At 69.6% G+C, this 14,402-nt stretch carries 17 protein-coding genes and 1 pseudogene; 9 read left to right on the top strand and 9 right to left on the bottom strand.

From position 1 onward, the window contains the following. Positions 1 to 223 (top strand): SDR family oxidoreductase (locus tag IEZ27_RS36760; RefSeq protein WP_189651475.1); only part of this gene is annotated, 223 nt, incomplete at its 5' end. Further along, positions 224 to 370, top strand: coding sequence for a hypothetical protein (locus tag IEZ27_RS36765; protein ID WP_189651476.1), 147 nt, complete (start codon positions 224 to 226; stop codon positions 368 to 370). A gap of 153 nt (positions 371 to 523) precedes the next feature. On the opposite strand, the gene IEZ27_RS36770 is transcribed toward IEZ27_RS36765, so the two are convergent. From IEZ27_RS36770 to IEZ27_RS36790, 5 genes and pseudogenes are all read right to left on the bottom strand, one after another. Continuing rightward, on the bottom strand, positions 524 to 1,024 hold the full coding sequence (locus tag IEZ27_RS36770; protein WP_189651477.1) for a hypothetical protein: 501 nt from the start codon (positions 1,022 to 1,024) through the stop codon (positions 524 to 526). Between the two features lie 56 nt (positions 1,025 to 1,080). Beyond that, the gene (locus tag IEZ27_RS36775) at positions 1,081 to 1,974 is read right to left on the bottom strand and encodes a hypothetical protein (RefSeq protein WP_189651478.1); all 894 of its coding nucleotides are present in this window, start codon (positions 1,972 to 1,974) and stop codon (positions 1,081 to 1,083) included. A gap of 444 nt (positions 1,975 to 2,418) precedes the next feature. Beyond that, entirely contained in the window at positions 2,419 to 2,871 is a 453-nt protein-coding gene (locus IEZ27_RS36780; protein ID WP_189651479.1) for a hypothetical protein, read from the bottom strand. Between the two features lie 333 nt (positions 2,872 to 3,204). Continuing rightward, positions 3,205 to 3,494: pseudogene (locus tag IEZ27_RS36785) on the bottom strand (IS3-like element ISRhosp1 family transposase); the annotation flags it as partial. A gap of 22 nt (positions 3,495 to 3,516) precedes the next feature. Then, positions 3,517 to 3,906: a hypothetical protein gene (locus IEZ27_RS36790; RefSeq protein WP_189651481.1), complete on the bottom strand. Its 390-nt coding sequence runs from the start codon at positions 3,904 to 3,906 to the stop codon at positions 3,517 to 3,519. 47 nt (positions 3,907 to 3,953) lie between these two features. Between IEZ27_RS36790 and IEZ27_RS36795 the strand changes: the two genes are divergently transcribed. Beyond that, positions 3,954 to 5,051 carry an epoxide hydrolase family protein gene (locus IEZ27_RS36795; protein ID WP_189651482.1) on the top strand — a complete coding sequence of 366 codons (1,098 nt, stop codon included), beginning with the start codon at positions 3,954 to 3,956 and terminating at the stop codon, positions 5,049 to 5,051. A 134-nt stretch (positions 5,052 to 5,185) separates the two neighbouring features. On the opposite strand, the gene IEZ27_RS36800 is transcribed toward IEZ27_RS36795, so the two are convergent. Then, positions 5,186 to 5,710 carry a TetR/AcrR family transcriptional regulator gene (locus tag IEZ27_RS36800; protein WP_189651483.1) on the bottom strand — a complete coding sequence of 175 codons (525 nt, stop codon included), beginning with the start codon at positions 5,708 to 5,710 and terminating at the stop codon, positions 5,186 to 5,188. A gap of 74 nt (positions 5,711 to 5,784) precedes the next feature. Here IEZ27_RS36800 and IEZ27_RS36805 point away from each other — a divergent pair, with 74 nt between their 5' ends. Continuing rightward, entirely contained in the window at positions 5,785 to 6,489 is a 705-nt protein-coding gene (locus tag IEZ27_RS36805) for an SDR family oxidoreductase (RefSeq protein ID WP_189651484.1), read from the top strand. Beyond that, positions 6,486 to 6,713 carry a hypothetical protein gene (locus tag IEZ27_RS36810; protein ID WP_189651485.1) on the top strand — a complete coding sequence of 76 codons (228 nt, stop codon included), beginning with the start codon at positions 6,486 to 6,488 and terminating at the stop codon, positions 6,711 to 6,713. Before IEZ27_RS36805 ends, IEZ27_RS36810 begins: the two co-directional genes overlap by 4 nt. Here IEZ27_RS36810 and IEZ27_RS36815 read toward each other — a convergent pair. After that, positions 6,706 to 7,587: a phosphotransferase enzyme family protein gene (locus tag IEZ27_RS36815; RefSeq protein WP_229824706.1), complete on the bottom strand. Its 882-nt coding sequence runs from the start codon at positions 7,585 to 7,587 to the stop codon at positions 6,706 to 6,708. The genes IEZ27_RS36810 and IEZ27_RS36815 overlap by 8 nt on opposite strands. A 324-nt stretch (positions 7,588 to 7,911) precedes the next feature. Here IEZ27_RS36815 and IEZ27_RS36820 point away from each other — a divergent pair, with 324 nt between their 5' ends. Next, positions 7,912 to 10,191, top strand: coding sequence for a hypothetical protein (locus IEZ27_RS36820; RefSeq protein ID WP_189651487.1), 2,280 nt, complete (start codon positions 7,912 to 7,914; stop codon positions 10,189 to 10,191). A gap of 73 nt (positions 10,192 to 10,264) precedes the next feature. On the opposite strand, the gene IEZ27_RS36825 is transcribed toward IEZ27_RS36820, so the two are convergent. Next, positions 10,265 to 11,734, bottom strand: coding sequence for an alpha/beta fold hydrolase (locus IEZ27_RS36825; protein WP_189651488.1), 1,470 nt, complete (start codon positions 11,732 to 11,734; stop codon positions 10,265 to 10,267). A gap of 87 nt (positions 11,735 to 11,821) precedes the next feature. On the opposite strand from IEZ27_RS36825, the gene IEZ27_RS36830 reads away from it, so the two are divergent. Together IEZ27_RS36830 and IEZ27_RS36835 are read left to right on the top strand one after the other, a co-directional pair. Beyond that, entirely contained in the window at positions 11,822 to 12,376 is a 555-nt protein-coding gene (locus tag IEZ27_RS36830; protein WP_189651489.1) for a TetR/AcrR family transcriptional regulator, read from the top strand. A gap of 129 nt (positions 12,377 to 12,505) precedes the next feature. Continuing rightward, positions 12,506 to 12,820, top strand: coding sequence for a hypothetical protein (locus IEZ27_RS36835; protein WP_189651490.1), 315 nt, complete (start codon positions 12,506 to 12,508; stop codon positions 12,818 to 12,820). A gap of 169 nt (positions 12,821 to 12,989) precedes the next feature. Here the strand turns inward: IEZ27_RS36835 and IEZ27_RS36840 are convergent, their stop codons facing one another. Next, complete coding sequence (locus IEZ27_RS36840) at positions 12,990 to 13,706, bottom strand: TetR/AcrR family transcriptional regulator C-terminal domain-containing protein (protein ID WP_189651491.1); 717 nt, start codon at positions 13,704 to 13,706, stop codon at positions 12,990 to 12,992. A gap of 100 nt (positions 13,707 to 13,806) precedes the next feature. Between IEZ27_RS36840 and IEZ27_RS36845 the strand changes: the two genes are divergently transcribed. Further along, positions 13,807 to 14,400: an NADPH-dependent FMN reductase gene (locus IEZ27_RS36845; RefSeq protein WP_229824683.1), complete on the top strand. Its 594-nt coding sequence runs from the start codon at positions 13,807 to 13,809 to the stop codon at positions 14,398 to 14,400. The last annotated feature ends 2 nt before the right edge of the window (positions 14,401 to 14,402 follow it).

The raw sequence follows: 14,402 nt of genomic DNA on the forward strand, positions 1-14,402 counted from the left end.
AGCCGGTTCCTACACCAACGAGCTCTTCGAGCAGGCCGCGGCAGCGGCCGGGCAGTCGGTCCAGGAGATGCTCGAAGGCGGGGCGATGGCGCAGGGGACGCTGCTCAAGAGGCTGCCGACGCTTTCGGAGATCGCGGAGACGGCCGCGTTCCTGGCTTCGGAGCGAGCGGGGGCCATGACCGGGACGATCGCCAACCTGACCGGCGGCGCGATCGTCGACTGAGTGCAGGTCCGCCAGGACGTACGCCGGGCGGCGGGCGCTGCGAGGGTGCAGGGAGGGCGCGATCACAGGACCGGCGAGGGCGAACTCGGCGCGGTCGCCGGCCCCGAGACGGGCTACCTCCGGATCATCGAGTGGAAGGCCACCTGAGGAAGGAACTCGCCCGGTGGCACGGCTTTGGCCCTGCCTGGCGCGCCGTCCGGTGCCGTGCCAGTCGGCAATCTCCTGCGTTGGGCTCGACGTGGCCATCTCCAGCTTGATGGCCGAGATCATTCGATGACGGCGTCGATCCTTGCTCACGCGTCATGGCAAGCCGATCCAGCTGGCGGCTGCGCAGCCACTGCTGTAGACCCACTGATGTGAGGAGATCGCGCGAGCCATGGGGCCCTTGGGGTTGCCGTTCGGGTCGACGAACCTGAAGTTGCTCAGGTCGGACTCCCAGTCGCCCGTGCCCAGACACCGGTACCCGCCGGCGAAGTCGTAGTTCGCGTAGTCGTACACGGCGACAACGTCGGCTTCCGCCCCCCAGCCGGTGTTGAGGACGGACATGGCGCTGCTGCCGTCAGTCGTACGGAAGTCGCCAGAGTTGTCGGACCAGTTGGGATCGTCGCCCGGGCCCCAGCCGATCGGGTTGTAGCAGAAGGTGTCCGCGTAGGCGGTGAAGTTGCCGTCGGGGAACCAGCGGTTCTTCATCGTGAGGCAGTGTGACTCCATGGCGGTGCCGGCTGTCGAGGAGGGGGCGGACATGGGAATGGCGGCGAGGGCCAAGCCCACGACTACGGCCGTGAGGCGGATCTTGCGCATGGTCTCTCTCCTGTGACCTCGGTGAGGGGTGATCCGCGGCCTTGCGCCGCGGAAGCCTAGGGTGTGGCGCGGTTGATCTCTTTCGCGCGCTCGAGTGCCTCCCGTAGCAGCCGGGCGTGGGTCTGGAGATCGGCCGCGTAGGGCCCCTCCGCCTTGGGCTGGTACTCGACTCGCAGCGTGCGCAAGATGGAGGGCAGCGAGGTGGCGCGTGCGCAGGTGGCCTCCGCCACGGCCAGCTTCACCTCGACGGTGTGGGCCTGGGCGGGAGCCAGCCCCTTGGTGAGACCGGGAAGGGCTGCTCGGATCTCCGGCGGCGTGGTGTAGGTGTGGCCTTTCCCGCGCATACACTGCGACCAGGAGGACAGGGCCGCGGTGAAGCGTGCGTCCTTCGTGATCTCCCGCATGTAGAGCGGCGTCATGTTGGACGCGAGCCTGTCCAGGAGGAACCACCGCTCGCGGTTGCCGTAGAGCTCTTCGCTGCTCGACAGCTCGCAGCCGCCGAGGGCGTTGTTGATCGTTCCTCCGTCGGGCAGGTGCGCGGTGAGCACTCTGACGTCGTCGCCGCCCCTCATGGCGAGGACGTATTGGGCTCGGCGAGGCGCGGGCAGGCTGCGGATGTAGGCGAGGTTGGGGTCGTCCCGCTTGGCTTGCACGGCCCTCTGCTGGTCGAGGCCGCCGTACCCGTGCTCACGCGCCCAGTCCGGATCGTCGATGACGAAGCCGAACCCTCGTGACGGCTCCCGCATCTTCGGCACCCAGTACTGGAAGCCCTGCTCTTGCATGCAGTCGCGGATGAGCAGGAGCTCCGCGCGTTTCAGGACCACGTAGTCCGCCTCGGTGAGCGGAGCGGGGGGTGAGCTGGGGGCGGCGCCGCAACCAGCGAGCAACCCCAGGGCCAGAACGTGGCCCGCGATCAGCGCGGCGGCCTGCCCTCGCCTCGTGAAGAGCATCCGTGTCCCCGTTCTACTCGGAATCGTCGTCGACGGCCGTGCCCGGTCGGGGCACGGGATCCACTGGACAACGGCGGGGCGCCGCCTGCCCTGCTGTTCCAGCCTGAGCAGGAACGGGCGGCTCACGGCCCTGTACCTGTCGATGGCCGCATCGACAGCCCCGACGTCGCCGGCAGGCCCCCGAAGTCTCAGGGCCCGCCGATTGTCTGGTGGCCCCTCTTCGATCGGTGGCGCGTCTGCCGGCCTCGCCTGGACCCGCCGCCCGGCGGCCGCGCTGGTCGGATCCAGGCGCCTGGCCGCTGAACTCGGTACGGCGCACGCCGCCGTCACCCCACCGCCCTGCCGGCGACCTGGCCCCGATGGACGCAGGCCCCCGGCCGTCCGGTTCGGCGGCCCCCGCACCATCGACCCGGGCGGTTCAGGCGGATCGCCGCCGGATGCGGACTACCCGCCGCACGTCGAGGCGGGGACCCAGTCGATCTTGAGGACGGTCGCGGCCACGCCGCTGTCGGTCAACTCATGTCCAATTGCGAGATCGTTGTCCTCGGCGTAGTGAACGCACATGGTATGGGGCGTGGAGTCGTGCGAGTAGGCGTACGTGACGACCACGTGGTCCTCCCCTCCTTCTCCGGGCCTGCCGTTGTTGAAGAAGGAGTACACGCCCTTGTAGGGGCTCTTGTTCCAGCTGGACAACTTCCCGTCCCCCCAGTCTTCGCCCCGGCCGATCCCGACCTTCGTTTCTGCGGAGATGACGTATGTCGAATACACGCAGAAGTCTCCGCTCGCGCAGCCGTAATGGTTCGACCAGCCAAGGGTTGCCGCGCTCGCAGGCGACGTGAATGCCAGCCCTGCCAGAGAAATGGCGGCGACGGCGGCCGGGATGAATCTTCGCAGCATGAGTTCTCCTCGTTAGTTGCCTGGGTGGGGCCCAAGCCAGGAAATGGCCGGCCCGCCGAGCGGGTAATGGCAGGCAAGGGCCAGTCTTGGCGGCTGGGCGATTGTCTGGAACCCCGATTCGCCACCCAGACAAACGTTGATCGCGGTCCTGGTGGGGCGAAACCAGTTCATCCCCCCGGGCCCGGGATCGTCACCCAGTTCCGGCCTGAACGGGAACACACAGGTCAAGGCCGCCGTCGCCCCGCGTGCGTATCGCCGGCCGGGCGGACATGATGGGGGAGACGGCGCTGAGCCTGCACATCCTGCGGCGTCTGGGTGGGGCGAGCGCGGGCCAGTACGGAGGTGATCGGCGGTCGCCCAGCCGACCACCCGCCGCGAGGCGATGTCGATGACGGTGGCCATGAGGTGATGTCGCCGCACCAGCGCGTATCAACGGCCGCCGCGTCCGGGGTGAAGTCGCGCTCGATCAGGTCCGGCCGTAGGCCCGCGTGCGGGCCGGGGATGGTGGTGATCTGTCGGCGGCGCCGGTACCGTCCGGCCAGGCCGAGGGCGCGCATCAGCCGGGCCACCCGCCGCCGGCCGTCCCGCTGCGGCTGAGCGTGCACCCGCGGCGCGCCATAACTGCCTACCGCGCTGATCGCAGACTCAAGCCCGGGCGGGGACGGCAATGTCGGTGTCCAGGCGGCGGACATGCCGGCCGACCGAGGTGATCAAGGTGGAGGAGCTGGCGGAGATCTCGCAGCGGTACAAGGAGATCGCGGGCTTCTCCGCCGAGGCCCTGCGCGCCGACCACTGACGGGCGGCGACCCCGCCCTGGAGGCGGTCGTCATCCCCGCCATCCAGGCCGTTCCGGCCGCCTCGTGCCGGATGGCCGCGGCGGCTGGGATCATTCGAGCGGAAGGCAGCCGCGTCGGCCGGGGCCATCAGGTCGGCGAGCGGCCACCAGGACGGTTCGGCGAACGGATCCTCGCGGTCGTTGGGGTGGTCGCCGTGGGTGAGCTGATGGCTCGTGTAGCGAAGCGCTGTCAGAATCATGTCGCTCAGCAGAAGTAGCTCACCGACCACCTGACGATTGCCGGAGCATGCAACCCTTTCGGATCGACGTACCGGAGCACGTGCTTGCTGACCTGCGAGTACGCCTGTCGCGCACCCGGTTCACCCCAGCCTCGGACCACACGCGATGGAACGCGGGGGCCGACCCAACGGACCTGCGTGCCTTGGTGGAGCACTGGCAGGACGGCTTCGACTGGCGCCAGGTTGAGGCCAGGTTGAACAAGTACTCGCAGTACCTGACCGAAGTCGATGGCCGGCGGGTGCATTTTGTCCACGTCAAGTCTCCGCGACGCGGCGCGTTGCCGTTGGTGCTCACCCATGGGTGGCCGAGCTGCTTCGTGGAGATGCTCGCAGTGGCCGACCGGCTGGCCGCCGACTTCGACGTGGTCATCCCCTCACTGCCGGGTTTCGGGTACTCCGAAACACCCCACGGGCCCTTTACCGGGCATCGGATCGCCGAGACCTGGCAGCACCTGATGACCACGACCCTCGGCTACCAGCGCTACGGCGCGTTCGGCGGGGACATCGGCGGTAGTGTCACCCAATGGCTCGGCGCCCTGTTTCCGGCCAGCGTGGTCGGCATCCACATGACCTCCGGCAGCCTCACCGCCGGCATCGACTCTTCGGCCGTGACCCCGGACGAGCGGATCTACCTGGAGGCCGAACAGGCCTACGACGCCCAGGACGGCGGCTACAGCGCGATCATGCGAACCCGTCCGGACACCATCGCCGCGGCGCTGACGGACTCACCGGCAGGGTTGTTGGCCTGGATCGCCGACAAGTACCGCGACTGGAGCGACTGCGAGGGCGACCTCAAGGCCCGGTGGGAGGCCGACGACCTGCTCACCGTGGCCACCCTCTACTGGGCCACCGGCAGCATCGGTTCCTCCTTCCGTCCCTACTACGACCATCCGCACACCGGACCCCGCCCACCGATCACCGTGCCGACCGCGATCACCCTGAGCCACGAATCCCTGATGGCGGGCTTCCCCCGGAGCCTGGCCGAACGTGCCTTTCCCAACCTGCGACATTTCGCTCGCCCCGACCGCGGCGGACACTTCATGGCCCACGAGGAACCGGACTACCTGGCAGAAGAGCTCCGAACCTTCTTCCGGCCCCTGACCTGAACCGGGGTTGGGCAACGACGCCCCATCGCAGCCGGCCGCGCCCCCGTGCCGGCACTGCACGCCATCGTGGCCATGTGCATCAGCGACGCCGAGCACCTGGACGACCTGGTCGCGGCCGACGTCGGACGCGCGCACTACGACGACAGCCGGGCAAGCATCGCGGTGACATCGTCGGCGAGTGACTCGTCGACAGGCGCGTGGCGGTTCATCAACCGGTACCACATCGCGCCGAACACCATGTCGACCGCCAGCTCCAGGTCCACGTCCGCCGACAGCGTCCTGGCGAGCACGGTTCGCAACGCCTGCCGGCGGGAGTCGATGAACCCGCGCATGTGTACGGCGAACGCCTCGTCGCTCTGCGCGTCGGCCATCAGTCCCACGACCACACCGCCCACCGCGCCACCGCTCAGCCGGAAGGTCTCAAGGAGGAACGTGCGCAGGTCCTCGCTGCCTGCGGGCGCCTCGACGAACGCGGTCAGCGCTTCAAGCATCACCTCCGCCTTGGTCGGCCACCAGCGGTAGACGGTCTGTCTGCCGGTGCCCGCGGCCTGCGCGATGCCCTTCAGCGTGACGTTCTGATAGCCGTCGCGCTCGCACAGATCCAGGGCCGCGCGCAGGATCGCGTGCCTGGACGTCTCGCTTCTCGGTCTGCCCACCATGGCCACCATTTTACAAGACACGATGTCTCGATTTATGATTTCGAGGCAAGGTGACTCGAAAGAAGGTTTCAACTATGCGTACTGTGATCATTGGCGGAACCACCGGCGTCGGCCTGGCCACCGCGAAGCTGCTGAGCGAGCAGGGCCACGAAGTGATCGTCACCGGGCGCACTCCCGATCGGGTGGAGCAGGCGGCCAAGGAGACCGATGGCACGGGTTACGTCGTGGACGCCAGGGACGAGCAGGCCACACGTGACTTCTTCGACCGGATCGGCCCGGTTGACAACGTGGTGATCAATGTCAGCGGGCGCGGCCAGGCCGCCGGGCCGCTCTCCGCGATCACCGCGGACGCGCTGCGCCAGGCCGTTGAGGACAAGCTGATCCCGCACTTCCTGACCGCGAAGGCAGCGGCGACGGCACTGTCGGAGCGCGGCTCGATCACCTTCATCGCCGCCGCCTCGGCAGGCGCGGCCTTCCCCGGCTCCAGCGGGCTGGCCGCGATCAACGGTGCGATCGAGGCCATCGTCCCCGGCCTGGCCGTGGAACTGGCGCCGGTAAGGGTGAACGCGGTCTCGCCGGGTGTGGTGGACACCGAGTGGTGGAGCTGGCTGGACGAGGCGGTCAGGGCCGAGGCCATGAAGGGCTTCGCCGCCGCCTCACCACTCAACCGCGTGGCCGAGCCGGCTGACATCGCCTCCGCGATCGCGTTCGTGGTCGGCAACGCCTTCACCACGGGGACAGTCCTCACCGTCGACGGCGGGGGGAAGCTGAAGGCGTGAGGACGATCCTGGTCACCGGTGCGACCTCCGGTCTGGGGCTGGAGCCGGCCAACCGGCTCACCCAGACCTCCGGTCCCGGGCTGGAGCCGGCCGACCGGCTCACCCAGGCCGGAGGCGGGGACGCGCCGGTCGGCCAGGAACACCGGCCCGGCGGTGCGGCCGGGCGCGCATGGCGTTGTAACGGCGGCAGTCTCGTCGCCTGGTTCCTTGCCGCTATCACGTGACCTGCGGCGATTTCTCCAGGCCATCCAGTCGCCGGGTCACTGTGTCGAGTGTCGGCCAAGGAGGCCCCTCACGTAGCAAGCGCAGCAATTCCTCGCCGAAGCGCCGCCCGTTCGGAAACTGGTCGCCAAGCTCCCAGCGCCACGCGGCGACCATCGCGATGACGAGCTGCCGGCACTCGTCCAGCAGCCCTTGGTCAACGCTTGGGTAGTGCTCGCAGACCGCCTCGGGCACATGGGCGAGATCGAACTCGACGGGTCCACGGCAGCACGTCTCAAGGTCGATGAACAATGGGCCGTTCTTCGTGCTGAGCACATTGCCTGGATGGGGCTCGCCGTGGAGCAGCTGCTCCACGGCGCCGCGCTCGTCGATCGCTCGTCGCAGGCTTGCCAGCCTGCCGCCGAGGAACACGCGGTCCGCGTCGGCGAGCTCCGGCGAGCGATCCGGGTCGGCGACAATTTCTTCCGCCTCCGTGATCCGGTCCGTGAACCGCGGGCTCGGCACATCGACCTTGCGCATGCCGGCGTGCAGTTGCTCCAGCGCCGTGGCGTAGTCGACTGGTGAGGTGTGAGGTGTCACGGGCTCGAAGTAGGTCCACAGCGTCACGGCGAAGTCATCGCGCGTGTACACACGCGGGCCCGTCCGAGGCTCCAAGGGACACACCGGGCATCCCACCTCGGCGAGCCGCTGAGCGAGCTGAACTTCGAACTGTGCAACCTCTTGTCCCACAAAGGCGACCCGGGCGAAGACGTCGCATGGCGTCAGCCGCAGTGCCAGCTTGTTCGAGTTGTGGACGACGATTGCGTCGTCGGCCGGCAGGTCGAGCGATGCGGCGACCGAAATCGCAGCCGAGATCGCACGCGTGACATCGGTCATCTCCACCCTCGAAATCTTGGCATGGATGAGCGAGGGCGATGCCAACCAGCATGGCCAGGTGCCAAACAGCGTCGCGCGGCGGACGGCATGAGCGCCGCGCCGAAGGTCGCCGCCCTGCGCGGCGGGGAGCCCGGCAGTGGAGGTACCCGGAGCGGGCGGCCGAGGACCTGCGCCGTCCCGGCACCGGAGCGGGCGGCTGAGGACCTGCGCCGTCCCGGCACTGGAGCGGGTGGCCCAAGACCTGCGGGAGTTGGTGCTTGATCCACTTGGTCGGGGATCAGTAGGGTTGGGCGCTTTCCTCCTCACCCCGTCCCGGAGTGCCTCATGCGCCGCCATCGTTTCGGCCGGCTCGCCGCCGGTTTCGCGGCCCTCTACCTGGCCGTCGTGATCGTCCTGGCCGTCGTCGGACTGGTCACCGGCGACCTCGTCCCGCTGTGGAGAGTCGTCGCGGACCCGGACGGATACACGGCGGACGAGATCCGGGCGTGGCCGTGGCTGCCCGCCCTGCTGGTGCCGATCGCGGCGGTGCAGGCGTGGGCGTACCGGGAGGTGTTGCGCGGGAGGCTGCGCGGGGAACCGGCGCGGTACGGCCGGGAGGTGCGACTGCTGCGGGTCGCCCTCTACGCCACGGTCGTGGACGTCCTGACCTGGCGGCTGCCGATCCCCTACCTGTGGTGGCTGTCGCTGGTCGCCGATGTGATCGAGCTCGTGGTGATATGGCTGTTCTTCCGCGTGCTGTGGGGGAGCGGCCGCCGATGGCCACAGGTGCTCATGCTCGTGACCGGCGTGCTCAGCGTGATGCACGACGTGGTCACCACCATCGCGTACCAGACGGGCGACTACCTCTTCGCCGGGCAGAACTGGACATGGGCGCTGGACGCCCTGTCGTCGGTGTGGCTGGTGTCGCTGCTGGTGGCGCAGGCGCGGGATCCGCGCTGGAGCGGCGCGACGGTACGGGCCGGCGTGATCGCGGTCTTCTTCTCCCTCCTCTCGTCCGGCTCGGTCTCGATCGTGGCGTTCGGCGGCTCGGACGCGGTGGCGTGGAAGCTGATGATGCCCTCGCTCCTGGGCGCGGTTTCGGTCTTCTCGCTGGTCTGGTGGGCGAGGTCCGCACATGACCTGGGCACGCTCCGGCCTTCCGCGCCCCGGACGGAGCCCGTGCGGGCGCGCGCCAAGTGGTGGCCGCTGCCGACCGTGGCGATCGTGCTCCCGCTGGTCCCCGCGGCCGTCAACCTCGCGCAGGGGGTGCCGTTCTGGCTCGGACCGAAGAACATGCTGGGCGACGCGGTACGCGAGTACACCGGGTCGGAGGCCACCGCGTACTGGTTCGTGCTCGACCTCCTCGTCGGCGTCGGCGCGCCGGCGGTGCTGATCCTGGTCGCCGTGCGGCGGCGGACGCGCACGTTACTGCGCGCCACGACGCTGAGCCTGTTCCTGCTGGGCGGGGCCGGCGCCGTGAGCGCGTTCACTTCGGAGCACTCCACCTTCTTCGGGGAGCTGTGGCTCTACCCGGAAAGCCTCTACGTCGAGCGGGGCGCCGTCGTCCCCTACGACGGTACCGAGCTCCTGTCTCCCGGCATCTCCCCGCTCTGGTACGCCCTCGCGCTCACCGCCTCCGGCCTCATCCTGCTCTTTCTGTACGCCGCCCCGCCCGGTCACCGCGTCCGCCACCACGTCCTCCTGGCGGGGCTCGCCTCGGCCGTGGCCCTGTGCCTGCTGCCCGCAGCGGACATGGCCCGCGGCCCCGTCACGGACTGCGACATGCCCGAGCCGTGGGAGATCGACACGGGCGAGGCCGAGCCGCGCGAGCTGACGGCCGAGCAGAAGTTCGTGTGCTCCCTGCGCGGCGACCACGGCGCACAGAGCCTGCACGTGTTCCCCGACACCACGCCCGACCAGGTCGTGCTGGCCTACGGGCGCCACCTGTGCGGCGTCCACACCCGCAACGACCCACGGGAGCTGGCCCGGTTGAAGGTCGACCGCGCGTCCCTCACCGATCCTCTGGCCGGCATCTGTCCCAGCGCCACCACCATCGTCCAGGCCGCGAAGGCCGAGCAGGACCAGGAGATCGCGGCGATGCAGGCCGACTCCCAAGCCATGTGCGACGCCACGCCGCGCCACCGGCCGCGCACCAAGCCGGCCTGGGCGATCCGGATGAAGGAGCCGCAGTGGACCGACTACGGGGTGCTGCAGACGTACGAGGAGGAAGGAGAGGAGGAGACCGAGCCGGACATGGACCCCGGCAACGGGCTGGTCTCCTCCGCGCGCGGGATCCTGTCCGTGATGACCCACCCCGACTTCGACCTCTGCGTCACCCTGGAGACCTACACCCGCCGGCCGCCCGTCGAGACCAAGGGCTGGGACAAGGTGGTCGAGGTCGGCTACTACAGCGCGGGCGGCCAGATCGTGCTCTACGACAGCCTCAGCGGCACCGAGCTGCCCAACCTCGCCCTCAACGGGCGCAAGGGGCACTACCGCATCCGCGTCCACTACGCCTGGTTCCCCTGGAAGGGCGAGGCGCAGAGTGGGCAGCGGCTGCTGATCATGGCGTATCCCGGCAAGGGCGACAGAGAGATCGTCCACCGGAACCGGAAGTCGACCTGACTCTCCAGTTGCCGAAGGTCTCATCCGATGCGTCGAGGGTGACGGCAGGCCGTCTCGGACGTGGCCGCAGTGCTCAGGTTCTGACGCCTGTGGCCAGGACGCGCCCGACGAGGATGTCGGTGAACCTGTCCGGCTGCTCGTACAGCGACCGGTGCCCGGCGCCGGGCAGGACGGTGTGTTCCTTGTGGGGCGCCACGAGTGTGGCGTACCAGTCGTCCAGCAGCCGGCTGCGTGCCGGGACCTCGTCGGCGCCGTCGATGAAGTAGGCGGGGACGGCGAGCCGCGGGACGAGAGTCCGCAGGTCGAGGTCGCGGGCCTTCGGGTAGTAGCGATCGTAGGCGTCGAGGAAGCCGGTGACGAGGTGCACCTTGTCCAGCAAGGAGTATTCGGTCGCCGCCAGGCTCTCGTCGAGGCCGCCCTGGCCGTTCCCGGTCGCGTAGACCTTGCTCTCGGCGAGCAGCATCGGCTCGTAGCCGTACATGCCGGCATAGGGCGGGGGCCCGACGGCTTCCAGCGCGGCGGCGAGGTCGCGGTCACGGTGGCCGCGCGCCCAGGCGAGGGTGTCGGCGTACTGGACGCGGTCGGCGGCGCCGGTGTTCACTGCCTGACCGACGCCGACGTAGGCGTGGAACAGCTCGGGCCGCCGTTGCACGGCGAGCACCGCGGGCAGGGTGCCCCCGGAGTGTGCCAGGAGGTAGATCCGGTCCTTGCCGAATCGGGTTCTGAGGTAGTTCGCGGCGGCGAGGATGTCGCCGGTCTCGCTCGCCGGGGTCAGCGTGGCGGTGGGTTCGAGCGTCGGGTAGGAGCTGCCGCCGCCGCGCCGGTCGAGGGTGGCGACCACGACGTGGTCCTCCAGCGCGGACAGGTGCCTGCGCACCGCTCCGCGTTCGGCCGCGCCGGGCGCGCCGGGGAGGAACAACAGGACCGGCTTGGCCGTGTCCCGGCCGCGGATCATCAGCCCGAGCCGGTGGGAGCCGCTCGGGATGGTCGTCAGCTCGGCGACGGCACGCTCACCGGTGATCGGGGCGGTGCTCGCGGGCAGCGCGACGCCGATCGCCAGCGCGGCGACGATCATCGCGAGCACGCCGATCACCGTCCGGCCGAGCCAGTGCTGGACGCGGCCTGCTCCCGATCCTGATCGGGCAAGGCCGGTTCCCTGTCCTGATCGGGTTCCCTGGCCTGATCGGGCAAGGCCGGCTCCGCAGGCGGCGCCGACGAGCATCGGAAGCAACGCGAGCAGCCCGTGCACGCCCCGCCCGGCGAGGAGCGCGAGCACTCCGAACAGCCCGCCCTGCGGCGCGTCGACGCTCGGCCCTTCCGCACCGGTCCGGACGATCTCGAAGACGATGGCGAACACCGCCGGCGACGCGATCATCGCCCATCGCGACCTGGCGAGGTATCCGGCGACCCCGCCCACGACCAGGCTGAGCCCGATGCTGGTCAGCGCCGCTGCCGGGGTCAGCGGCCCGCGCGGCGTACTCACCCCCGCGACCGCTCCCCACACCAGCGGTGGGAGTACGGGCGCCATCCTGTTCAAAATCATCGCCGCCCCCTTTGTGTGTAGCAGACGCTACATGCATATGAATGTAGCACGCGCTACATTCACGGATAGGACTGCTACGGTCGAGCCATGGATCGTCGTGCCGAGCTGGCCGGGCAGGTGCTGGACTACGTGCTCGAACACGGTCTCATCGGGTTGTCGCTGCGTCCGCTGGCCGCCGCCCTGAACACCAGCGACCGCATGCTGATCTACCACTTCGGCAGCAAGGAACGGCTCGTCGGCGCCGCCCTCGCGCTCGCGCAGCAGCGGCTGGCCGCGGCGGTCGAACCTCCTGGCCAGGCGGTGCGCAGTGTCGCCGACCTCGTCAGGCATCTGTGGTCCAGCCTCGCGCACCCGAGCGGCACGCAGACCACCCGGCTCTACCTCGACCTTTCCGTCCTCGCCGCCAAGGAGCCCGAACGCTGGAGGGCCGCCGTCGAACAACTGCGCGGGCCGTGGCGCGAGCCGTTGCGGGGCGGCCTCCTCGCCCTGGGGGTCGCGGCGGGCGAGGCCGAGCCGCTCGCCGACCTCATCCTCGCCACACTCGACGGCCTGGCACTCGACCGCATGGTCGCCGCGGACCCGGCGCGCGCCGACAACGCGGCGGCGGCCTTCGCCGACCTGCTCGACCGCAACCCCGGCTGACCACCGGGTCGGCGCCACCCCGGCGGCGTCGGTGCCGATCAAGCAATCACAACCCGAAGTGAGTAAGCCGATACTCTGCGCGAAGGGCGCTTCCGGTGGGGAAGGCCCGCGACGAACGGAGTGCGCCAGATGGCAATCGGCGACGTCACATACACCGACGCGCTCGGCGGTCGGGTCACCTTCACCCAGACCGAGGACTCCACGGTCCGCATGACCGGCCAGTTCAACGAAGGCTTCGACGACCAGGACGCGAAGGTCCTTCTCCACGTCGGCGACGTGCCGCCGCCCGGCCCCCTCGACCTGGGCATCAACCCCCCGGGAACGTCGGCGTTCGAGCACGACTTCAATGGCGTGACCATCGCCGATTTCACCGACGTGCCGATCCGGATCATCGCCGGCAACAGCGTCGTGGCCGTCTGCGACCCCACGGTGCCGGTCTTCTAGCGTGGCGGGCAGCGCGCGAGCTGCCGAGCCGGACATCGGTCCCGGCCGGCAGCAACCGCCGGCCAGGGCCCTCACGCTCGCGAGGGCATAGGCGCCTCCCCATTGGGGGGGGAGGCTCAGCGGGCCGGGGCGACGTCGAGTTGGGCTTCCCGTGCGGTAGCCGCGTCTCTCAAAGGCCCAGGCGGGCGGCGATGCCGTCGAGGACGCAGTCGAGGCCGGATTCGAACTGCCATTGGGCGTCGTCCTTGCGGGCGGCCGTGTGCAGGTACCGCTGAAAAGTGGGATAACGGCCGGTTCGCATGTGCCACATCATCAACGGGGCGAGGGTGTCGCGCAGTTCGTCCCCGTCGGACAGGTTCTGCTCGGCGATCAGGGTGCTGACGGCACCCTCGTAGTTCATGGAGCCGTGCACATAGGCGTCCACGGTACGAAAGGCGCTCATCATCGCGTCGGCGTCGAGCCCCAGGCCGTCGAGGGCCGTCAGGGCCCGTTCGGCCACGGCCATCCGGCGAGGTGTGAGGGAGAGCTTGGCCTGCGGGGGCAACTGGGTGAGCCATCGGTGGTCGAGCATCAGCCGGCGCGTGCGCACGGCAAGCGTTCGCAGGTTCTCGCGCCAGCCGAGGCCGTCGGGCAGGCTCAGGTCGGCGTAGACGTGATCGACCATCAGCTCCAGCAAGTCGTCCTTGCCGGACACGTGGCGGTAAGGCGCCATGGGGGCGACGCTCAGCTCGGCCGCGAGACGGCGCATGGTGACCGCCTCCAGGCCCTCGGCGTCGGCGATCGCGACGGCGGCCGTGGCGATGCGCTGCGGCGACAACACCTGGCGGGGTGTGGGGGCGGGCCGCTCCAGCCGTTCCCACAGCGACACGTTCTCATCCGTGGCCACAGTCAGGGCCTCCCTTCCCGGCGCGACAGATACAACGTATCAGAAGTAGACAACGTACACAGTGATGCGTACATTGTCTCCCGCAAATACGTTGTACACATTGGGGAACGACATGCTCAACATCGCCGTCCTTCTCGGCAGTACCCGTGACGGCCGCTTCGGCCCCGCGGTAGCCGGCTGGATCATGGACCATCTGGCCCAGCGGGAGGACATGAACGCCGACCTGATCGACCTGATCGAGACCCCGCTGCCGACCGTCTACCCCGTACTCGGGCAGCCGCCCGCCACTCAGGAGGCCAAGGACCTGCTGGCGGCCGTGTCACCGCGGATGGCGGCGGCCGACGCCTTCGTCATCGTGACGCCCGAGTACAACCACAGCTTCCCGGCGGCGCTGAAGAACGCCATCGACTGGCACAACACCGAGTGGCACGCCAAGCCCGTCGCGTTCGTCTCCTACGGCGCCTTCTCCGCCGGGCTGCGCGCCGTGGAGCAACTGCGGCTCGTCCTGGCCGAACTGCACGCCGTGACCATCCGCGACAGCGTCGGCCTGCAGCACCCCTGGGCGCAGTTCGACGGCGACGGCAAGGCCGTCGACCCGGCCGCCGACGCCGCGGCCAAGGTCATGCTGGACCGGCTCGCCTGGTGGGGGCACTCGCTGCGCGAGGCCAGGACCGCCCGCCCCTACGCCGCCTGAAC

The sequence above is a fragment of the Nonomuraea spiralis genome (genome assembly GCF_014648435.1).
Taxonomy (GTDB): Bacteria; Actinomycetota; Actinomycetes; order Streptosporangiales; family Streptosporangiaceae; genus Nonomuraea; species Nonomuraea spiralis.